The organism is Paraburkholderia kururiensis JCM 10599 = LMG 19447 (genome assembly GCF_003986935.1).
Classification (GTDB): domain Bacteria; phylum Pseudomonadota; class Gammaproteobacteria; order Burkholderiales; family Burkholderiaceae; genus Paraburkholderia; species Paraburkholderia kururiensis.
In genome coordinates, this window is the sequence record NZ_RJZE01000016.1 from 45456 (window position 1) to 67384 (window position 21929).

Genomic DNA, 21929 nt, shown 5'->3' on the forward strand with positions numbered 1-21929 from the left:
GTAAATTTAACACTTGCCGATAACCAATAAATTATCTGACGATATCGGCGGTGCGGTATTATCGTGCATTGCGAATTCCCTTATTTGCGGTTAATCTGCCGCCAACCTGTTTCAAAGAAAAGGGAGAATGGAAATGTCGCAGTACGCAGAACTCAAGGCTCAGATCGCCCAGCTCCAGGCTCAGGCCGACGAGGCACGGCGAACTGAAGTGGCGGACGTGATTGCGTCGATTCGCCAGAAAATCACGGAATACGGCCTGACCGCGCAGGACCTGGGGTTCCCCACGGGCGCCCGCCGTGGCCGCCCGCCGAAGAAGGCACCCCTGCCGCCGCGGTACCAGGATCCGAAGACGGGCAGCACGTGGAGCGGCCGGGGCAAGCCGCCGAAGTGGATTGCCGGCAAAAATCGCGAGCGCTTCCTGATTACCCAGTAATTAGTGTGCGGCTGCGCACGCAGCGGATGGCATCCAGGCCGCTCCGCCTCTTCGGGCGGAGCGGCTTTTTCATGTTGTCATGCAACCGCGGCAATGAAAAAAGCCGTCCTTGATGGACGGCTTTTCATGAAATATCGACAATCTTTGTCATTTAACGCCAGGCAAACGATTCACTGCGGCAATCGCCCGGTATTTACATGACAGCCCAAGACGGCGAGGGGCGGCAGCATTGCGCCGCCCGCAAGACTTCTTTTTGAACCGTAATATGCCGCAAGCTAAAAGACGGGAGCGCGCGGCTGCATTTGGGTATGCCGGCGGTCACGCCGGCCCGTCCCCTCAACCTGCCGCCACCCGCCGCAACACCGGCCGGCGCGTAGCCTCGAGCAAAGTAGCGTAGCTATCCAGGTAGTTCTGCGCCATCGTCTTCGACGTGAACCGGCGCTCGAACTGTGCGCGGATGGCATCACGCGAAAGCTCGTCGATATGCGTCAACGCCGCCACGGCGCCCTGCACGTCCTCGACGATATAGCCCGTCAGTCCCTGGTCGATCACTTCGGGCACCGACCCGCGGTTGAAGGCGATCACGGGCGTCCCGCAGGCCATCGACTCGATCATCACGAGGCCGAACGGCTCCGACCAGTCGATCGGGAACAGCAGCGCCTTCGCGCCGGAGAGAAACTCCGGCTTCTGCGCCTCGTTGATCTCACCGACGAACTCCACGTGCGCCTGCGAAAGCAGCGGCTCGATATCGCGCTTGAAATATTCCTCGTCGACCTTGTCGACTTTCGCCGCAATCTTCAAGGGCAGGCCGCTTTGGGCCGCAATCTTGATGGCCGTGTCGACGCGCTTTTCCGGGCAGATGCGCCCGAGAAACGCGAGGTACTCCGGCTTGCGATGTGCCTGCGGCGTCAGCAGCTGCGATGGCAGGCCGTGATAGACCGTGTTCAGCCAGTTCGCCTGCTTGAGCGGCTGGCGCTGCGAATCCGAAATCGAAACGACGGGCGCTTCGGAAAAGGCGTCGAAAACGGGCTGCAATTCCGGCAGATCGAGCCGTCCGTGCAGCGTGGTCACGAACGGCGTATCGAGCGACGAGAACAGCGGGAACGGCAGGTAGTCGAGGTGAAAGTGCAGCACGTCGAACTCGTGTGCGACGCGGCGCACCTGCTCGAGCAGCAGCACATGCGGCGCCATGGCGTCGCGAATGGTCGGGTCGAGCCGCAGGGCGCGCGGCCACGCCGCTTCCAGCTTCGCGGAAGTCACCGAATCGCCGCTCGCAAAAAGCGTCACGTCGTGACCCAGTTCCACCAGGGCTTCGGTCAGATAGGACACGACACGCTCGGTGCCGCCATAGAGCTTCGGCGGAACGGCTTCATATAGCGGCGCGATTTGTGCGATTCGCATTCTGTGATCTCCTTGAGAGGGCGATTGTGCCGCGACAGTGTGCGTTCGCACGGCAAAGCAACCGGATAAAAGGGGATACAACGCAGGCGACACGGAGCAAAAAGCTTGCCGCGGTTGCTGGCGCAGGCCAGCCCGTGTCCGATGCAATGTCGGGTTATCCCTTAAGGCTCATTATCGGGATTGAGCCGCCCAATTCGAGGTATTTTGCATTCGCTTAATGTTGTTACAGCGCGAAATGGCGCCCCGGCCAACCCCGCGCGACGTCGGCAAACGCACGCACAACAAGGCACGAAGGGGCACCCGACAAGGCGCCGGAGCGCTCGCGTCCTGGCCGGCCGCTGTTACAACAGACGGATGTCCGGCCCATGAAAAATCTCTATAATTCGCGCGCCGCGCGCCGAAATTCCAACGCAAATTCGGCCAAAAATGCCTTTTGCATCTGCTTTATCTTCGCCTGACTCCCCAATCCTTTCCTGGCATTACCTTCCAGCCCGCGTGTAGGAAAAAATCTGACAGCATTTATGGAGTTTTCCGGCAAAGCGCCGGGGCGTCTGTCCGATTTCCGATCCATTTCCCTTTGGCCACAATGCTCCCACGACCATAAACGGGCCGTTCGCTCTGTATTGCGCAGAAGCGGGCGAGCAAACGTTTCCGCTAGAGGCCTGACCAGCCAGCTTCGATTTCGGGGGAACCATGAGCGCCACCACGACCAGTGACATGCTCACTGAGATCAAGGAAGTGAATCTGTCGTACCTGTTGCTCGCCCAGCGCCTGTTGCGCGAGGACAAACCGATGGGCATGTTCCGCATGGGCATCTCCGAGCAGCTCGCCGACGTTCTGGCCAACCTCTCGCTCGCGCAGACGGTGCGGCTGGCGGCCTCGAACCAGATGCTGTGCCGCTTCCGCTTCGACGACCACGCCATTCTTTCCTCGCTCGCCGACAAGGGCAAAACGCTTGCGCACGCGCAAACGCATTCCGCCATTCTGATGGCGGGCCAGCCGGTCGAGCAGATCGGTTGATGCGCGCTCCACGCGCGCACCACCCGCATACGGGACACGAGGCGCATGGCCTATAAGAGTGTGGTACTCGAGGTTCGCGAGATCACGCTCGCGATCGAGCTGATCGAGCTGGGCGCACGCCTTCAGTTGCTCGAAGCCGAGACAGGCCTGTCGCGCGACCGGCTCATCAAGCTCTACAAGGAGCTGAAGGGCGTTTCGCCCCCCAAGGGCATGCTGCCGTTCTCGACGGACTGGTTCATGACCTGGCAGCCCAACATCCACTCGTCGCTGTTCTACAACATCTACCGGTTCATGATCGACCACGGCGGCTGCGAGACCATCCAGTCCATCGTGAAGAGCTACCGGCTCTACCTCGAGCACGTGCAGTTACAGGGCGAAGAGCCGGTGCTGAGCCTCACGCGGGCGTGGACACTCGTGCGCTTCTTCGACTCGGGCATGCTCCAGACAACCGGTTGCGTGCGCTGCGGCGGGCATTTCGTCGCGCATGCGCACGATCCCCAGCAGGGCTTCGTCTGCGGCCTGTGCCAGCCGCCTTCACGCGCGGGCAAGACGAAAAAGCCGGCCATGGCGGCCGAAACCCCGCTGCTTGCCTCCTGAGCCAAAGCCCACCAGTCCTTACGCCGGTAAGGCTTTCGCGCCACGGCGCCTCAAGTTCGCGCCCAGTGAAGCCGTAAAGCAGATACCGCCTGTCGCCCCCGACGGGCGGGCCGATGCACCGGTCAAGTGCATCGGCAGGTCAGCCTTGACTGGCGGCGCGCCCGGATCGCCCGGAAGCCGCCGCCGCCTCTGGGTTTACACCGGCGCGACGGTCCCCTTTTCCACCAAAGTTTTCCGCTGCACTGCCGTAAACCGGGTAAACGACGCGGCCAACGACGGCCTCGGTCGATTCTTGTGAGGGCTCGGCAGTGCTGATTTTCGTGGGAACACTCGTAACGCTGTTGTCCGTCTTCGGCGGCTACGCGCTGGAGGGCGGTCATCTGGCCGCGCTGGTGCAGCCGGTCGAAGTACTGATGATCGCGGGCGCCGGTTTCGGCGCGTTCATCCTCGGCAACGGCATCAAGACCATCAAGGCAACGGCACGCGTTATTCCGACCCTTTTCAAAGGGTCGAAATACAACAAAGACGTGTACATGGAGCTGATGGGCCTGCTTTACGTCCTGCTCGCCAAGGCGCGCAAGGAAGGCACGCTCACGCTCGAAGCCGACATCGACGATCCGGACAAGAGCCCGATCTTCACGCAATACCCGAAGATCCTGGCCGACCGCCACATCGTGGAATTCCTGACCGATTACCTGCGCCTCATGGTGGGCGGCAACATGAACGCTTTCGAGATCGAAAGCCTCATGGACGAGGAGATCGAAACGCATCACTCCGAAGGCGAGGCGCCCGCGCATGCGCTCGCGAAGGTGGGCGACGCCATGCCCGCGTTCGGTATCGTGGCCGCGGTGATGGGCGTGGTGCACACCATGGCCTCCGCCGACAAGCCGCCTGCGGTGCTGGGCGAGATGATCGCGCAGGCGCTTGTCGGTACGTTCCTCGGCATTCTGCTTTCGTACGGTCTGATCGGCCCGCTCGCGAGCCTCGCGGAGCAGCGCGTGACCGAGTCTACGAAGATGTTCCAGTGCATCAAGGTGACGATTCTCGCGAGCCTGAACGGCTACGCCCCGGCCATTGCCGTGGAGTTCGGCCGCAAGGTGCTTTTCTCCACCGAGCGTCCCTCGTTCGCCGAGCTCGAAGAGCACGTGCGTCGCGTGAAGGCGAAGTAACCAAGGCGCGCCGGAGCATCCAATGAGCAAGGACAAGGACCGCGCCATCGTCGTCAAGCGTGCTGCCCCCGCGAAGAAGGGGCATCACGGCGGCGCGTGGAAGCTCGCCTACGCGGACTTCATGACCGCGATGATGGCGTTCTTCCTGCTGATGTGGCTGCTGAGTTCGGCGTCCACCACGCAGCTGAAGGGCATTGCCGAGTATTTCAACCAGCCGCTCAAGATCACGCTCTGGGGCGGTGACCGCAGCGCGGAGGACTCGAGCATCCTGCGCGGCGGCGGCCGCGACATCTCGACGGACCAGCAAGGCATTACGCGCATGAGCGACGGCTCGACGTCGCGCGCGCAGCATAGCCAGCCGCACGCCGAAGACCAGACCATGAAGCAGCTGCAAGGCGAGCTGGAGCGCCGCGAGCAGGCTCGTCTGCATGACCTGCAGGTGAAGCTGATGGCCGCCATCGAGGCGAACCCGGTGCTGCGCCAGTTCAAGCAGCAGATTCGCATCGACTCGACGCTCACGGGCCTGCGCATCGAGATCGTGGATACCCAGAAGCGGCCGATGTTCGCGACCGCGAGCGACGAGGTCGAGCCGTACATGCGCGACATCCTGCGCGAAATCGGCAAGACCTTGAACGACGTGCCGAACCGCCTCGTCGTGCAGGGCCACACCGACGCCGTGCCGTACGCGGGCGGCGAGAAGGGCTACAGCAACTGGGAGCTTTCGGCGGACCGCGCGAACGCGTCGCGCCGCGAGCTGATTGCAGGCGGCATGGACGAATCGAAGGTGCTGCGCGTGCTGGGCCTTGCCTCCACGCAGAACCTCGTGAAGGACGATCCGCTCGCGCCGGAAAACCGCCGTATCAGCATCATCGTGCTCAACAAGAAGTCGGAAGAGGCGCTGATGCGCGACGACACGACCACGACGACGCTCTCGGACGACGCCGCGGGCTCAGGCCGGCAGCTGATTCCGAAGATCGCGCCGGATGCGGCGCCGGCACCGGTGCAGGCGCGGCCGCCGCCGCCGCTGATACAGGGGCAGCAACCGGCGCAGCAGTAACGGACGCAGACGCAGGAACAGGCAGGAACAAGCAGGAACAAGCAGGAACAAGCGCAGCAACACGAACAGGCAGGGCAGTGAGGACTTCATGATCAGGAACATTCTGGCGATCGACGATTCGGCCGCGATGCGGCAAATCATCTCCGCCACGCTGACGGCGGCCGGCTATGAGGTCACGGTGGCGTCGGATGGTGAAGAAGGGCTCGAAAACGCGCTGGCGGTCCAGTTCGACCTCGTGCTCACGGACCAGCACATGCCGCGCGTGAGCGGTCTCGATCTGATCGGGCGGCTACGCAGGAATCCGGCGTATCAGACCACGCCGATCCTGCTGCTGACGACCGAAGACAGCGAGCCGTTCAAAGACGCGGCGCGCGCGGCGGGCGCGACGGGCTGGATCGAAAAGCCCGTGGACCCGGACCTGCTGACGGACCTCGTCGCGTCGCTGTCGGAGCAGGAAGCGTCCTGACACGCGAAAGGTCCGGCCAGGAACGGCCCGGCCAGGCTCGCAGGCGGCGACAGACAGCAACAGACAGCAACAGACGGCATACGAAGCACAGACCAGATATTTCGCGGTGACCCAGGCATGACACTCGACATCACACAGTTCTATCAGACGTTCTTCGACGAAGCGGACGAACTGCTCGCGCAGATGGAGCAGCTGTTGCTCAATCTGGACATCGGCCGGCCCGACCCCGAAGACCTCGCAGCGATTTTCCGCGCGGCGCACTCCATCAAGGGCGGTGCGGCCACGTTCGGTTTCACGGCGCTCACCGAAACCACGCACATTCTCGAATCGCTGCTGGACCGCGCCCGCAACAACGAACTCGTGCTGCGCAAGGACATGATCGACACGTTCCTCGAAACGAAGGACGTGCTCTCGGGCCAGCTCGCCGACTACCGCGCGAGCGCCGAACCGGACGCCGCCGCGGCAGCCGCTGTGCGCGCGAAGCTGGAGCGGCTCTACGCCGAAAGCCGCGGCACGCCCGCGCCCGAAGCGGCTCAGCCTGCCGCAGCGGCACCGACACCGGCACCTGCGCCGGCAGCACCCGCACCCGCACCCGCACCGCAAGCCGCGGCGGCCGAACCGGCCGCGAGCGGACCGGGGTCGGCCAACGGCGTGCCCGACCACGTTGTCGATGAAGCCATTCAAGCCGCACCGTCGAGCGCAGGCGCAGCCGCCGGCGCCGACGCGGCAGAAGGACCCCACCTGAAAATTACGCTACGGGGCGTAGGGGAAAAGGACCAGGAACTGCTCGTCGAAGAACTGGGCAACCTCGGTCACATTGCCGGACAGGTAAAAGAAGGAAACGACCTCACACTGTGGGTCGACACCGACGTACCGTCCGACGACATCGTTGCCGTGTGCTGTTTCGTGATCGACGAAAGTCAGATCTCGATTGGCCGCGGCTCCGCGCCGGGACAGGGCGAACAGCAGGGCGAACCTGGAACGCCTGCCGCTGCCGCTCATGAACCGGCGTTGCCGGCGGCGGCCGCCACGCAACCCGTTGCGCCGCCGCCCGCCACTTCTTCGAATCAAACCGATGCCGCAGCGAGCGCGCCGGCGAGCCAGCCGGCCGCGCCCGCAGCATCGGCACCCGCTGCTGTTCCCGCGCCGGCACCGGCCGCCGCGCCGGCCGAGCACGCTGCGGCGGCCAAGCCTGCCGCCGCCACGGCCGAAGAGCGCAAGGCGCGCCCCGCCGCCGCAGCAGCGGGCAGCGAAGGCAGCTCCATCCGCGTGGGCGTCGAGAAGGTCGACCAGCTCATCAACCTCGTCGGCGAACTCGTCATTACGCAGGCCATGCTGGCCGAAACCACCAGCACGTTCGACCCGGCGCTGCACGACCGGCTCTTCAACGGCATGGCGCAGCTCGAACGCAATGCGCGCGACCTGCAGGAAGCGGTGATGTCCATCCGCATGATGCCGATGGACTACGTGTTCAGCCGCTTCCCGCGTCTCGTGCGCGACCTCGCCTCGAAGCTCGGCAAGGAAGTGGAACTGGTCACGTTCGGTCAGGCCACGGAACTCGACAAGAGCCTGATCGAGCGCATCATCGACCCGCTCACGCACCTCGTGCGCAACAGCCTCGACCACGGCATCGAAACGGTGGAAGCGCGCCGCGCCGCGGGCAAGGACGGCACGGGCCAGCTCGTGCTCTCAGCCGCGCACCACGGCGGCAACATCGTGATCGAGGTGAGCGACGACGGCGCCGGCCTGCGCCGCGACAAGATTCTCGCGAAGGCGGTCAAGCAAGGCCTGCCCGTCTCCGACACGATGAGCGACGACGAAGTCTGGCAACTCATCTTCATGCCGGGCTTCTCCACCGCCGAGCAAGTCACCGATGTCTCGGGCCGCGGCGTGGGCATGGACGTCGTGAAGCGAAACATCCAGGCCATGGGCGGCCACGTCGAGATCACCTCGCACGCGGGCAAGGGCACGACCACACGCATCGTGCTGCCGCTCACGCTCGCCATTCTCGACGGCATGTCGGTGAAGGTGGGCAACGAGATCTTCATCCTGCCGCTCAACTTCGTGATGGAGTCGCTCCAGCCGCGCAACGAAGACATCTACACGGTCGCCAACGGCGAGCGCGTGGTGCGCGTGCGCGGCGAGTACCTGCCGCTCGTGGCGCTGCACGAAGTGTTCTCGGTGGAAGGCGCGCGTACGGATCCGACGCAGGGCATCGTCACCATTCTGGAGACGGAAGGCCGGCGCTTCGCGATGCTGATCGACGAACTGGTCGGCCAGCAGCAGGTGGTGGTGAAGAACCTCGAAACGAACTACCGCAAGGTGCACGGCATTTCCGCCGCGACCATTCTCGGCGACGGCAGTGTCGCCCTGATCGTGGACGTGGCGGCATTGAACCGCGAGACGCGCGCCGCGCACGGTTCGCTCGCGGCGCTCGCATAAGCAGACCTATTAACTGAACCTTTTCCCAACCGTTTGGGGGCTAACGTGGCAGAAGTCCAATCCATCCAGAACAGCGGCGCGGGCGGCGGCGCCCTCGCGCATCGCCGCGACGCGCAGCAGGCCGAGGCGGGCGGTCAGGAATTCCTCGTCTTCACGCTGGGCGCGGAAGAGTACGGCATCGACATCCTGAAGGTGCAGGAAATTCGCGGCTACGAAAGCGTGACGCGCATCGCGAACGCGCCCGACTTCATCAAGGGCGTCATTAACTTGCGCGGCATCATCGTGCCGATCGTGGACATGCGCATCAAGTTCCACCTGGGCCGCGTCGAGTACGACCACCAGACCGTGGTGATCATCCTGAACGTCGCGCATCGCGTGGTGGGCATGGTGGTGGACGGCGTCTCCGACGTGCTCACGCTCCAGACCGACCAGATCATGCCGGCGCCGGAATTCGGCGCGACGCTCACCACCGAGTACCTCACGGGCCTCGGTACCGTGGACGGCCGCATGCTGATCCTGATGGACATCGAAAAGCTGATGACGAGCCGCGAAATGGCGCTCATCGAAGCGCTGGGCGTATAAGCCGGGCGCATTAAAAGTTACGCCGGGGGGTGCAGTCGGCGGTGACGGATGCCTGCGGGCTCGCAGCAGGCGGGCGTTCGTTGCCTGACCGGGGAAAAGCAGTGAAAAAGGGTGCAAGCCGCCAGAACGCAGTTGATGAGAAGCGGCGCAACGCCCACATGGAATGAACGGGGTATGGACACGCGCACGTGCGCGCACGGTTTTCAGGCAGGGCAACTGCAGCTCAGGCAAGGAGTATGACGATGTTGCAGAAGTGGTCGATCCGCACGACCTTGACGGTGGTCGGACTCATTCTGGTCGCGCTGACCCTGGTGGTGGGCGCGCTGGGGCTCGTCGCGCTTTCGCGCGCGAACGGCTCCATCGAAACGATCGCGCACGGCGACCTCGTGGCCATTCGCGCGCTGAACGATGCGTCTTCATTGATGCTGCGCACGCGCGTGGCGATCGACCGCGTTAGCACGCTGACGGCGGGCGGCAACACGGACGAAGCGAAGAAGGTGCTGGACCGTGCCCAGGAGCTGTACGGCAAGTCCAACGAAAACTGGAAGACATTCCTCGATACGCCGAAGGCCGGCATCGAACAGGCAACGCTCGACGAACTCGGCACGAAGCGCACGGCGCTGCTGCGCGACGGCGTGGACGCCGAACTCGCCGCGCTGCGCGCAAGCGACCTCAACGCGTACCACGCCATTGCGGACACGAAGATCAGCCCGATGTTCGTCTCCTACGACAACACGGCCGCGCAGATCGTGAAGGCGCTTCAGGACCACGCCGAGAACCAGCAGGCGGGTGCGCAATCGCAGATCAGCCTGATGCAGACGCTGATCGGCGCGGTAATCGCGGTGGCGCTCGTGATGGTGGTGGCGATTCGCCTGATGCTGCGCGGCCTCATCGTGCAGCCGCTCGCCGACGCCGTGAACTGCTTCGAGCGCATGGCCTCGGGCGACCTCACGCAGCCCGTTGAAGTGCGCAGCGACAACGAAATCGGCCGGCTCTTCGGCAGCATTCGCCGCATGCAGCACAGCCTCACGACGATGGTGAAGTCTGTGCATACGAGCACCGAATCCATCGACACCGGCGCGCGCGAAATCGCGATGGGCAACACGGACCTCTCGCAGCGCACCGAGCAGCAGGCGGCCTCACTGCAGGAAACGGCCTCCAGCATGGAACAGCTCACCGGCACGGTGAAGCAGAACGCCGAGAACGCGCGCCAGGCGAGCCAGCTTGCCGTGAACGCGTCGGACATCGCCACGCGCGGCGGCGAAGTGGTGAGCCAGGTGGTTCACACCATGCAGGACATCGCGACGAGTTCGAGCAAGGTGGTGGACATCATCGGCGTGATCGAAGGCATTGCGTTCCAGACCAACATACTCGCGTTGAACGCGGCGGTGGAAGCCGCACGCGCCGGCGAGCAGGGCCGCGGCTTCGCCGTGGTGGCGGGCGAAGTGCGCAGCCTCGCGCAGCGCAGCGCGAGTGCCGCCAAGGAAATCAAGGAACTCATCAGCGACGCGGCCGGCAAGGTGGACAGCGGCTCTGAACTGGTGGGCCGCGCGGGCACCACGATGGACGAAATCCTGCAGGCCGTGCGCCGCGTGACGGACATCATGGGCGAGATCAGCGCCGCGTCCGAAGAGCAGTCGAGCGGCATCGAACAGGTGAACCGCGCCGTCGTGCAGATGGATACGGTCACACAGCAGAACGCGGCGCTCGTGGAGCAGGCCGCCGCTGCGGCGGCATCGCTCGAAGAGCAGACGCGCCAGCTTCAGACCGTAGTGGGCGGCTGGCGCGTGACGGGCGGCCAGCGCCAGCAGGCGTCGTACAGCGCGCGGCCGGCAGCGGCCGTGACGTCGGCGAAGGGTTCGAACACGAGCGGCGCGCTGGCGACGTCGGCGAAGGCTGTATCGACGAAGGCAAAGGCTGTGACGACGGCCGCGACGGCGACGACGTCGCGCCCGGCGACGAGCAAACGTAGCGCGCCGGCATTGGCGGCGGATAAGGCAGCAGACAAGCCCGCAGCGGTCGAAGCGCATGGCGCAGCCGCGGCAGGCGAAGTCGCAACCGAGGCCGCAGCCGAGGCGGCGACTGAAGCCCGGAGCAGCGCAGCCGGCAGCGCGACCCGCGCCGCCCCGGCCCGCGCTACCCGCGCAGCCGCCGCACCGGCCGCCAAAGCGGCGCTGGCGCCTCGCGCCGAGCCGCTCTTGAGACCGAAGACAGGTGCATCCGCCGCCGCGTCGCGCGCAAGCGAGACGAGCGCCTCGGATGCGGATTGGGAAACTTTCTAGCAGGCATGCTGCGTTGCAGGCAATTCACAAGTAGTTGCAGGCAACTGCAAGGCATGTCCCCACGAACGTGAACAGGCGCAATGCCTTGCATGACAGGCACGAAACATCATGATGGCAAGGCGCACACCACAGTCCGCACAGCCCGATCTGTCTGACCGGCAGAAAATGGGCGAGCCCGGTCGGGACTTCGAGTTCACGTCGGCGGATTTCGCACGCATTCGCGAGCTGATTCACCGCCGTGCGGGCATTTCGCTCTCGGACCACAAGCGCGACATGGCGTACAGCCGCCTCGCGCGGCGTCTGCGGGCGCTCGGGCTTGACACGTTTCGCGACTATCTCGACCGGCTGGAAGCCACCAACGATCCGGCCGAGTGGGAAGCGTTCACGAACGCGCTCACCACGAACCTCACGGCATTCTTCCGCGAGGCGCATCACTTCCCGATCCTCGCGGACTTCGTGAAGCGCCGCCAGCAGCCCGTTTCGGTGTGGTGCTCGGCGGCGTCCACGGGCGAGGAACCGTATTCGATCGCGATGACGCTCGTGGAAGCGCTCGGCGAGCAGGCCGCGCGCCACGCCACCATCCTTGCCACGGACCTGGACACCCAGGTGCTCGCCAAAGGCGAGGCCGGCGTCTACGCGTTCGACCAGGTGAAGCATCTTTCGCAGGAGCGCCTGAAGCGCTTCTTCCTGAAGGGCACCGGCGCGCACGCGGGGCTCGTGAAGGTGCGGCCCGAACTGCGCGCGATGATCCGCTTCGAACAGCTCAATCTGACGGATGCCGACTACGGCTTGCGTACGCAGTTCGACGCGATCTTCTGCCGCAACGTCATGATCTATTTCGACAAGCCGACGCAGTCGCAGGTGCTTTCGCGCTTCGAGCCGCTCGTCAAGCCGGGCGGGCTGCTGTTTGCCGGCCACTCGGAGAACTTCACCTACGTCACGCAGGCGTTCCGCCTGCGCGGCCAGACGGTCTACGAACTCACGCGCGACAGCGCCGACCACGCGCGCAGCAGCGCGCGCGCCGGCACCGCGGCAACGAGCGGAGCGATCGCATGAGCACGACCTTGCCGGTTGCCACCAACCTCTACTACGACAACCACTTCCAGCGCCCCGGCGTGAAGCTGCTGCCGAACGAGTTCTACATGACGAGCGAAGACATGGTGCTTGTCACGGTGCTGGGCTCGTGCGTGGCGGCGTGCATTCGCGACCGCACCGCGGGCATCGGCGGCATGAACCATTTCATGCTGCCCGACGACGGCGCGGATGCCGGGCACGCCGCGTCGGACTCCATGCGCTACGGCGCGTACGCGATGGAAGTGCTCATCAACGAGATGATCAAGGCGGGCGGCCGGCGCGAGCGCTTCGAGGCGAAAGTGTTCGGCGGCGCCGCAGTGCTGGCGGGCATGACCACCATCAACATCGGCGACCGCAACTCCGAGTTCGTGCGCCGCTATCTCGCGCTGGAAAAAATTCCCATCGTGGCCGAAGACCTGCAGGGCGAGCATCCGCGCAAGGTGGCGTTCCTGCCGCGCACGGGCCAGGTCATGGTGAAGAAGTTGCGCCTGCAGCAGGACCCGACTGTGGCCGAGCGCGAACAGGCGCTCGCGCGGCAGACCGCCGAAGCCCGCGCCGAGCGCCTCGCCAGAGCGCGCGCCCACATGGAACTCTTCGCCGGCGCGCAGACGGGCGCCGCACGTCCCGACCTGCCGCGGGCCGGCCCCGCCGGTGCGCCTGCGCGCCCGGGCGGCGCCGCGAAGCCGCGCATCGAACTGTTCGGTGCGCGCCCCCGCCCCAACAACCAGGACAACAACGCCAAGACAGTAGAGGAGGCGTGACAGCTGTGCAAAAGATCAAGGTTTTGTGTGTGGACGACTCAGCGCTGATCCGCAGCCTGATGACGGAAATCATCAACAGCCAGCCGGACATGACGGTGGTGGCGACGGCGCCGGATCCGCTCGTCGCGCGCGAGCTCATCAAGCAGCACAACCCCGACGTGCTCACGCTCGACGTGGAAATGCCGCGCATGGACGGTCTCGACTTCCTCGAGAAGCTGATGCGTCTGCGGCCCATGCCGGTGGTGATGGTGTCGTCGCTGACCGAGCGCGGCTCGGAAATCACGCTGCGCGCGCTCGAACTGGGCGCCGTGGACTTCGTGACCAAGCCGAAGGTGGGCATTCGCGACGGCATGCTCGAATATTCCGAGAAGCTCGCCGACAAGATTCGCGCAGCAGCCCGCGCGCGGGTTCGCCAGGCCGCGCCCGCGCACGTCGCGGCGGCGGCTGCGGCGGCAGGTGCCGGCGCGGCGGCGCCGCTCATCAACAATCCGCTCGTGAGTACGGAAAAGCTCATCATCGTGGGCGCCTCCACGGGCGGTACCGAAGCCATTCGCGAAGTGCTCGTGCCGCTGCCGCCGGACGCCCCCGCGGTGCTGATCGCGCAGCACATGCCGCCCGGTTTCACAAAATCTTTTGCGCAACGGCTCAATGGTTTGTGCCGGATTACCGTTAAAGAGGCTGAGCACGGCGAACGCGTGCTGCCGGGCCATGCTTATATCGCGCCGGGCCACGCGCACCTGCTGCTCGCGCGTAGCGGCGCGAACTACATCGCCCATCTGTCCGACGACCCGCCGGTGAACCGGCACCGTCCGTCGGTGGACGTGCTGTTCCGCTCCGCGGCCCAGCATGCGGGCAAGAACGCGATCGGCGTGATCCTGACCGGCATGGGCCGCGACGGCGCGGCGGGGCTGCTCGAAATGCGCAAGGCGGGTGCTTACACGCTCGCCCAGGACGAAGCGAGCTGCGTCGTGTTCGGCATGCCGCGCGAGGCTATTGCGATGGGCGCCGCCGACGAGATCGCGCCGCTTGCCGACATGAGCCGCCGCGTGATGGCACGCCTTGCGTTGATGGGCGACCGCGTGCAGCGCGTATGATGCCGTTCGGCTGCGACGCGAACGGGCGCGCGCACGCCGCACACACAATTTGCACAGAGGAACCAAGATGGATAAGGGAATGAAAATTCTGGTGGTGGACGACTTTCCGACGATGCGCCGGATTGTCCGCAACCTGTTGAAGGAACTGGGCTACGCCAACGTCGACGAGGCGGAAGACGGCGCGGCCGGGCTGTCGCGCCTGCGCGGCGGCGGCTACGACTTCGTGATCTCGGACTGGAACATGCCGAACCTGGACGGTCTCGCCATGCTCAAGGAGATCCGCGCCGACGCGAGCCTCTCGCACCTGCCGGTGCTGATGGTGACGGCCGAGTCGAAGAAGGAAAACATCATCGCGGCAGCGCAGGCAGGCGCCAGCGGCTACGTGGTGAAGCCCTTCACGGCGGCTACGCTCGACGAGAAGCTCAACAAGATCCTCGAAAAGATGGCGAAAGCCGGGAGCTGACGTGAACCAGCCGACCAGTGCGCAAGCCGCCATGCCGCGCGAGGGCGGCCAGGAGGACGCGGGAGAATTCGCGACCGACCGCATTCTTGCCCGCATCGGACAATTGACGCGCACGCTGCGCGACTCGATGCGAGAACTCGGGCTCGACAAACACGTGGAACGCGCCGCCGAAGCCGTGCCGGACGCCCGCGACCGCCTCAAGTACGTGGTCGCGATGACCGAGCAGGCCGCCGAGCGCGCGCTCAACGCCATCGAAATCGCCAAGCCGTTGCAGGAGCGCCTGGAGCGCGACGCCGGCGCGCTCAACGAGCGCTGGGCGCGGTGGTACGAAGCGCCGCTCGGCCGTGACGAGGTGCGCACGCTCGTGGACGACACGCGCGCGTTCATCACCACGGTGCCCGACGCTACTTCGGCGACCAGCCAGCAGTTGCTCGAAATCATGCTCGCCCAGGACTTTCAGGATCTGACGGGCCAGGTGATCAAGAAGATCATGGACGTGGTCTACGTGATCGAGCAGCAATTGCTGGGCGTGCTCGTGGAGAACATCGCACCGGAGCGCCGGGAACAGTTCGCGGCCACGGCGGCGGCGCTGGCCGCCGCGGAGTCGTCGACCGGCAGCCCCGAAGGGCTGCTCAACGGCCCGCAGATCAATCCCGAAGGCAAGGCCGACGTCATGCAGGACCAGTCGCAAGTGGACGACCTGCTCGCGAGCCTGGGCTTCTAGTCCGCTTTCGCGTCCCCTCGTAGCCGGACCTTCGGCTCGGTCAGGCCGGTTCCCGACCGGCTTCCGTTCTCTCCCATTCCTCCTTCCCGCAAGCCGGGGCGGCCGCCTGTGCGGCACGCCCCGTGCTTCGCTTGCCCGGCCTTGAGCGCGGACGGTGCGTTTGGCCGCCCGTCCCAAGCGCAGGCATACTACGCCGTAAGCCCGGCCCCGCGCGGCGCTCATGCCGCAGCGCATCGCCCGCCGCCCGGCGCGGGACCGAGGCCGCCGCGGCACAGCGTCGTCTGTCTGGCCGGCGTTGCGCCCCCTCATCACAGCGGCCACCCTGGCCGTGCATCGGGAGGACTATGAGCGCGCTGAACCGAATCACGCGCGGCGTCGCAGCGACGTCGCTCACGCTTGGCTGGCTCGTCGCCAGCACGAACGCCTTTGCGGGCCTGGGCGCGGCGCCCATGACGACGCCCGCGGGCGCCGCCGTAACGGGCGTAACGACACGCTCGCCCGGCGCGGGCGCCGCCTCTACCTCCACCGTCGCACGCGCCGCAACGCAGGCTTCGTCGTCGGGCATGGCGGCCAGCGGCGGCACCGCCGCTTCCACCTCCTACACCGTGCGCGAGACGAGGCTTGCCAGCGGCACCGTGGTGCGCGAGTACGTCGGGCAAGACGGCACCGTGTTCGGCGTGGCATGGCAGGGCCAGCAGATGCCCGACCTCTCGGCGCTGCTCGGCACGTATTTCCCGCAGTACATAGCGGGCCTCAAGGCGAACCGGGCGACGGGCGCCGTGCGCGGCCCGGCCGAGGTGGAACAGAGCGGCCTCGTCGTGCATTCGGGCGGCCACATGGGCGCTTTCTCGGGCGAGGCGTGGCTGCCGCAGGCGCTGCCCGCGGGCGTGAGCACGTCCGACATCCAGTGAAAATGAGGCACAAGCAGGTTCAAGCAGGCCATCGAGCCAGGGAGACATAACGTGCGCATCGGACTTCGCAGCGGATTCGCCGGGCAGGTCGCGGCCCGGTTCGTCAAATGGGGGCAGGCGGCCACGTTCGTCGTGGCGGCAGGCATCGTCGCGGCTTGCGGAGGGGGCGGCGGAGGCGGTGGTGGAGGGGGCGGAGGCGGCGGCACGCCGAGCGCGGCCAACACCGTGCCCGTCACCGTGGACCGCGGGCTCTTCGGCGTGGTCAACATTCCCAGCGTGAGCGTGACGATCTGCGTGCCGGGCACCTCGACGTGCCAGACCATCGATCACGTGCAGCTCGACACTGCGTCCTACGGGCTTCGCGTGGTCAACACGGCGCTCAATTCCACGATGCTCGCCCAGTTGCAGCAGGCGAGCGTGGGTGGCCAGCCGCTTGCCGAATGCCCGCACTTCGCCGACGGCTACACCTGGGGCTCCATCCGCAACGCCGACGTCAAGCTGGGCGGCGAGGCGGCCGGCAACATCCCGATCCAGGTGATTGGCGACATGGGCAGCGGCACGGTTCCGCAGGCGTGCCAGAACTTCGGCGTGGGCAACAACACGGCGCAGGATCTGGGCGCGAACGGCATTCTCGGCGTGGGTGTGGCGCCCGCGGATTGCGGCGCCACCTGCGTCGGCTCGGCGGCGAGCAGCAATTACTACACGTGCCCAGGCGGTTTGACCTCGACCACCTGCACCGCGACCGCCGTGCAGATCTCGCAGCAGGTCGCCAACCCCGTGCCGCACTTCGCCACGGACAACAACGGCTTGATTCTGGAACTGCCGCAGATCTCGGACTCGGGCCAGGCGTCGGCGAGCGGCACGCTCGTGTTCGGCATCGGCACGTCGGCCAACAACACGATGACGGCCTCGCAGCAGTTCCAGACCACGCAGTGGGGCGACCTGGTGGGCAGCACGTTCAACGGCGCAACGGTGACGGCGTTCCTCGATTCGGGCTCCAACGGGCTCTTCTTCGAGGACAGTGCGCTGCAGCAGTGCGGCAGCAACTTCCAGGGCTTCTACTGCCCGTCGTCAACGCAGACGCTCAACGCCACGCTGCTAGGCGCCAACGGCGCGAAGGCCACGGTGAGCTTCAACGTGGCGAGCGCCTCCGCGCTGTTCGGCAACGGCAGCAACTTCGCCTTCAACGACCTGGCGGGCACGATCGGTTCGTCCACGACGCTGGACCTGGGCTTGCCGTTCCACTTCGGCCGCAACGTCTTCGTGGGCATGGACCGCACAGGCTCGGGCGGCTCGGCGCCGTTCGTGGCCTTCTAGTCCAACGGGCCGCTGGCCGGGTCGCCGCGCAGGCGGCCCGGCCACTCGGGCGGCCAGCCTGGGGGGCTTACAGCCTGAGCGCCCGCCTGCGGCGGCTTGAGCGGGCGGCCGAAGCCGCTCGACCAAAGCAGCCCGCCCAAAGCAGCCCGCCCAAGCAGGCCGCCCAAGCAGGCCGCCCAAGCAGGCCGCCCAAAGCCGCCCCGCCGCCGCCGGCTTCCCGCCAAAGGCACTCCGCCGTAACAACCGCACGCGCCCACCCCGCCTCATCCGCCGAAATACCCCCGTTTCTCCGTCTTTATCCGTCGATCGTCCATTGCGCGGTGCGGGAATAATCGCTCTCACTGAAAAAGGGCATTGCGCCGCGATCGACTGGAGAACCTGTGGCAGAGGACAGCGACCTCGAAAAAACCGAATCAGCCACTCCCAGGCGCCTCGAAAAGGCGCGTGAGGAAGGGCAGGTGGCGCGTTCGCGCGAGCTCGCGACGTTCGCGCTGCTTTCGGCGGGGTTCTTCGGCGTCTGGGCGATGTCCGGGCCTATCGGCCAGCATTTCCAGACCATTCTGCGCAGCTCGCTCACCTTCGACCACGCCACCGCCTTCGACACCGGCCGCATGCTGGTGGGCGCGAGCGGCGTGGTCCGCGAGGCCGCCTGGGTGCTGCTGCCGGTGCTCGGTCTGACGGGCCTGGCTGCGCTGCTTGCGCCCATGGCGCTGGGCGGCTGGCTCTTTTCCACCCAGTCGATCGGCGCGAATTTCAGCCGGCTCGACCCCGTGGCGGGCCTCGGCCGCATCTTCTCGATCAACGGACCGATCCAGCTCGGCATGTCGCTCGCGAAGACGGCGGTGGTGGGGCTGATTGGCGGCGTCGCGATCTGGCGCCATAAGGACGACATCCTCGCGCTCGCCACCCAGCCGCTGCTCACAGCATTCGCCAACGCCACGCATCTGGTGGCCGTCTGTTGCGCGATGACGGTGGCCGGCATGTTCGTGGTCGCGGCGCTCGACGTGCCGTACCAGATGTGGAGCTACCACAAGAAGCTGCGCATGACGAAGGAAGAGGTGAAGCGCGAGCACCGCGAAAGCGAGGGCGACCCGCACGTGAAGGCGCGCATCCGTTCGCAGCAGCGCGCCATGGCCCGCCGCCGCATGATGAGCGAGGTGCCCAAGGCCGACGTGGTGGTGACCAACCCGACGCACTTCGCGGTCGCGCTTCAGTACACGGACGGCGAGATGCGCGCGCCGAAGGTGATCGCCAAGGGCGTGAACCTGGTGGCGGCGCGCATCCGCGAAATCGCGACGGAAAACAACGTGCCGCTGCTCGAAGCACCGCCGCTTGCGCGTGCGCTCTATCACAACGTGGATCTGAACCGCGAGATTCCGGGCCCGCTCTACGGCGCGGTGGCCGAGGTGCTCGCGTGGGTTTATCAGCTGCGCCGCTTCAAGACCGAAGGCGGCGAGGCGCCCGTCGCGCCCACCGAATTCGACGTGCCGCCCGAACTCGACAAGGGCGGCGTCTCCGACGAAGACGCCGCCGAGGAAGCCGCCGAAACGCTTTCGGGCGAAGGCGACGGCGAAGGCTCACCGGGCGCCCCGTCCGGCGGCCGCAACAAACGTGGTAACGAAGGAGCTTCTGCATGAACGCCCGCACTGGTTTGCTCGCGCGACGCCCCGACGTGCTTCAGGGCACGAACCTGCGCGCGCTGGCGGGGCCGATCCTGATCTGCATGATCCTCGGCATGATGATCCTGCCGTTGCCGCCGTTCCTGCTCGATCTGCTGTTCACCTTCAACATCGCCCTTTCGGTGATGGTGCTGCTCGTGTCCATGTACACGATGAAGCCGCTCGACTTCGCCGCCTTCCCGAGCGTGCTGCTGTTCTCCACGCTGCTGCGCCTCTCGCTGAACGTGGCCTCCACGCGGGTCGTGCTGCTGGAAGGCCACACGGGCCCGGACGCGGCGGGCAAGGTGATCGAGTCGTTCGGCCACTTCCTCGTGGGCGGCAACTTCGCCGTGGGTATCGTCGTCTTCATCATCCTGATGGTCATCAACTTCATGGTGATCACCAAGGGCGCGGGGCGTATTGCCGAAGTGGCGGCGCGCTTCACGCTGGACGCCATGCCCGGCAAGCAGATGTCCATCGACGCCGACCTGAACGCCGGCATCATCAACGAAGAGCAGGCGAGAAAGCGCCGCTCCGAGGTGTCCCAGGAAGCCGAGTTCTACGGCTCCATGGACGGTGCCAGCAAGTTCGTGCGCGGCGACGCCATTGCCGGCCTGCTCATCATGGTGATCAACATCATCGGCGGGCTGATTGTGGGCGTCGTGCAGCACGACATGAGCTTCGCCGCGGCGGGCAAGAACTACACGCTGCTCACCATCGGCGACGGCCTCGTGGCGCAGATTCCGTCGCTCGTGATCTCCACGGCGGCGGGCGTGATCGTCTCGCGCGTGGCGACCAATGAGGACATCGGCACCCAGCTCACCGGCCAGCTCTTCACGAATCCGCGCGTGCTGATGATTACGGGCGTGATTCTCGTATTGATGGGCCTGATTCCGGGCATGCCGCACTTTGCGTTTCTGGTGCTGGGCGGCGGCGCCATCCAGCTGGGCCGCGTCATGAAGAAGCGCGGCGAGGAAAAGAAGACCTCCGCGGCACTCGTGGACGTGGCGCCCGCAGCGCTCGCGCCCGCCGAGAACACCGAAGCCAGCTGGGACGACGTGGCGCTCATCGACACGCTGGGCCTCGAAGTGGGCTACCGCCTGATTCCGCTCGTCGACAAGAATTCGGACGGTGAGCTGCTCAAGCGCATCAAGAGCATCCGCAAGAAGTTCGCGCAGGAAATCGGCTTCCTGCCGCCTGTGATTCATATTCGCGACAACCTCGAACTGCGGCCCAACGCCTACCGCATCGCGCTCAAAGGCGTGGAGGTGGGCACGGGCGAGGCGTATCCGGGCCAATGGCTCGCTATCAACCCGGGGCAGGTCACGGCCGCGCTGCCGGGCACGCCCACCCAGGACCCGGCTTTCGGCCTGCCCGCCATCTGGATCGATACCAACCTGCGCGAGCAGGCGCAGGTGTACGGCTACACGGTGGTGGATTCGAGCACCGTGGTCGCCACGCACCTGAACCACCTCGTGGTGACGCACGCGTCCGAACTGCTGGGCCGCCAGGAAGTGCAGGCGCTGCTCGAGCGCATGCAGAAGGACACGCCCTCGCTCGTCGACGACCTCGTGCCGAAGGCGCTGCCCGTCACGACGCTGCAGAAGGTGCTGCAAAACCTGCTGGACGAGGCGGTGCCCATCCGCGACATGCGCACCATTCTCGAAGCGCTGGCCGAACACGCGCCGAAGATCAGCGACCCGCACGACCTCACGGCCATCGTGCGCCTCGCGCTGGGCCGCGCCATTACGCAGCAGTGGTTCCCCGGCAACGGCGACATGCAGGTGATGGGTCTGGACGCCAATCTTGAGCGCGTGTTGTCCCAGGCGCTCACGACGGGGGCGAACCCGGGCCTGGAACCGGGGCTCGCCCATACGCTGCTCGAACAGACCCAGAAGGCGATGACGCGCCAGCAAAGCCTGGGGCTTGCGCCCGTGCTGCTCGTGCAGCACTCGCTGCGCGCCATGCTCGCGCGCTTCCTGCGGCGCAGCCTGCCGCAGCTGAAGGTGCTCTCCTACGCAGAAGTGCCGGACACGCGGCACGTCAAGGTGGTGAATCTGATCGGCACGGCTTGACGGGGCGGGCGCCGGTTGCGGCGCTTGCCGTCTTCGCTGTGCCTGGGGCAGGGCCGGGTATGGCTTGGGTTGGCGCGGCGCCGGCCTGTGCGGTGTGCCGTTCGGCGCTGCGGCGGGTACGTCCGCAGTACTCTCGCGGTGCCTCCGCAGTACTGCCTCAGTGTTTCCGCAGTACCTCCGCAGTCTCCCCTCAGCGCCTCCCCGCAGCCCCCCTTTCGACCCGATCAAACGAATTGCCTGCTTTTCCCCGCGTTGATCCATCGATAGTCCGGCGTTCACCTCCTCAATAATTTCACCATCGGCAAAGGCTTTGCCGCGCACCAGGTTCCTGCGGAGCCACCGCGCAACGAAGCCGGCGCCTCGCAATTGAAACGCCACGTCAGGGTCGTCAACCTCATCGGGG

Annotated in this window: 19 protein-coding genes; 18 read left to right on the plus strand and 1 reads right to left on the minus strand. The window is 66.0% G+C overall.

Annotated features, from left to right (window positions below; genetic code table 11):
• Positions 1-133: 133 nt before the first annotated feature.
• A complete protein-coding gene (locus PKKP23_RS19770; RefSeq protein ID WP_026120917.1) occupies positions 134-433 on the plus strand; it encodes an H-NS histone family protein in 300 nt (99 codons plus the stop codon).
• Between the two features lie 336 nt (positions 434-769).
• Here PKKP23_RS19770 and PKKP23_RS19775 read toward each other — a convergent pair whose 3' ends face one another.
• On the minus strand, positions 770-1834 hold the full coding sequence (locus PKKP23_RS19775) for a glycosyltransferase family 4 protein (RefSeq protein WP_126878124.1): 1065 nt from the start codon (positions 1832-1834) through the stop codon (positions 770-772).
• Positions 1835-2527: 693 nt separating this feature from the next.
• Here PKKP23_RS19775 and flhD point away from each other — a divergent pair.
• From flhD to flhA, 17 genes are all read left to right on the plus strand, one after another.
• Entirely contained in the window at positions 2528-2854 is a 327-nt protein-coding gene (gene flhD, locus PKKP23_RS19780; protein WP_026120916.1) for a flagellar transcriptional regulator FlhD, read from the plus strand.
• Between the two features lie 45 nt (positions 2855-2899).
• The gene (gene flhC, locus PKKP23_RS19785) at positions 2900-3451 is read left to right on the plus strand and encodes a flagellar transcriptional regulator FlhC (RefSeq protein WP_017772161.1); all 552 of its coding nucleotides are present in this window, start codon (positions 2900-2902) and stop codon (positions 3449-3451) included.
• Between the two features lie 308 nt (positions 3452-3759).
• On the plus strand, positions 3760-4620 hold the full coding sequence (gene motA, locus PKKP23_RS19790; protein ID WP_017772160.1) for a flagellar motor stator protein MotA: 861 nt from the start codon (positions 3760-3762) through the stop codon (positions 4618-4620).
• A 22-nt stretch (positions 4621-4642) separates the two neighbouring features.
• Positions 4643-5677: a flagellar motor protein MotB gene (gene motB / locus PKKP23_RS19795; RefSeq protein ID WP_126878125.1), complete on the plus strand. Its 1035-nt coding sequence runs from the start codon at positions 4643-4645 to the stop codon at positions 5675-5677.
• Positions 5678-5765: 88 nt separating this feature from the next.
• Entirely contained in the window at positions 5766-6143 is a 378-nt protein-coding gene (locus PKKP23_RS19800) for a response regulator (protein WP_017772158.1), read from the plus strand.
• Between the two features lie 117 nt (positions 6144-6260).
• The gene (gene cheA / locus PKKP23_RS19805; protein ID WP_126878126.1) at positions 6261-8585 is read left to right on the plus strand and encodes a chemotaxis protein CheA; all 2325 of its coding nucleotides are present in this window, start codon (positions 6261-6263) and stop codon (positions 8583-8585) included.
• 45 nt (positions 8586-8630) lie between these two features.
• Positions 8631-9167, plus strand: a complete 537-nt coding sequence (locus PKKP23_RS19810; protein WP_017772156.1) for a chemotaxis protein CheW — start codon at positions 8631-8633, stop codon at positions 9165-9167.
• Between the two features lie 242 nt (positions 9168-9409).
• Positions 9410-11449, plus strand: coding sequence for a methyl-accepting chemotaxis protein (locus tag PKKP23_RS19815; RefSeq protein ID WP_126878127.1), 2040 nt, complete (start codon positions 9410-9412; stop codon positions 11447-11449).
• Positions 11450-11557: 108 nt separating this feature from the next.
• A complete protein-coding gene (locus tag PKKP23_RS19820; protein ID WP_026120915.1) occupies positions 11558-12505 on the plus strand; it encodes a CheR family methyltransferase in 948 nt (315 codons plus the stop codon).
• Complete coding sequence (cheD, locus tag PKKP23_RS19825; RefSeq protein ID WP_126878128.1) at positions 12502-13284, plus strand: chemoreceptor glutamine deamidase CheD; 783 nt, start codon at positions 12502-12504, stop codon at positions 13282-13284. The genes PKKP23_RS19820 and cheD overlap by 4 nt, the downstream gene beginning before the upstream one ends.
• A gap of 5 nt (positions 13285-13289) precedes the next feature.
• Complete coding sequence (locus PKKP23_RS19830) at positions 13290-14378, plus strand: protein-glutamate methylesterase/protein-glutamine glutaminase (RefSeq protein WP_017772152.1); 1089 nt, start codon at positions 13290-13292, stop codon at positions 14376-14378.
• Between the two features lie 67 nt (positions 14379-14445).
• The gene (gene cheY, locus PKKP23_RS19835) at positions 14446-14841 is read left to right on the plus strand and encodes a chemotaxis response regulator CheY (protein ID WP_026120914.1); all 396 of its coding nucleotides are present in this window, start codon (positions 14446-14448) and stop codon (positions 14839-14841) included.
• Positions 14842-14872: 31 nt separating this feature from the next.
• Entirely contained in the window at positions 14873-15565 is a 693-nt protein-coding gene (cheZ, locus tag PKKP23_RS19840) for a protein phosphatase CheZ (protein WP_026120913.1), read from the plus strand.
• Positions 15566-15909: 344 nt separating this feature from the next.
• Positions 15910-16476, plus strand: coding sequence for a DUF2844 domain-containing protein (locus PKKP23_RS19845; protein WP_126878129.1), 567 nt, complete (start codon positions 15910-15912; stop codon positions 16474-16476).
• A gap of 51 nt (positions 16477-16527) precedes the next feature.
• The gene (locus PKKP23_RS19850; RefSeq protein ID WP_126878130.1) at positions 16528-17793 is read left to right on the plus strand and encodes a DUF3443 domain-containing protein; all 1266 of its coding nucleotides are present in this window, start codon (positions 16528-16530) and stop codon (positions 17791-17793) included.
• Positions 17794-18173: 380 nt separating this feature from the next.
• Positions 18174-19430 carry a flagellar biosynthesis protein FlhB gene (gene flhB / locus PKKP23_RS19855; RefSeq protein ID WP_126878131.1) on the plus strand — a complete coding sequence of 419 codons (1257 nt, stop codon included), beginning with the start codon at positions 18174-18176 and terminating at the stop codon, positions 19428-19430.
• A complete protein-coding gene (flhA, locus tag PKKP23_RS19860) occupies positions 19427-21526 on the plus strand; it encodes a flagellar biosynthesis protein FlhA (protein WP_017772146.1) in 2100 nt (699 codons plus the stop codon). The genes flhB and flhA overlap by 4 nt, the downstream gene beginning before the upstream one ends.
• Positions 21527-21929: the final 403 nt, after the last annotated feature.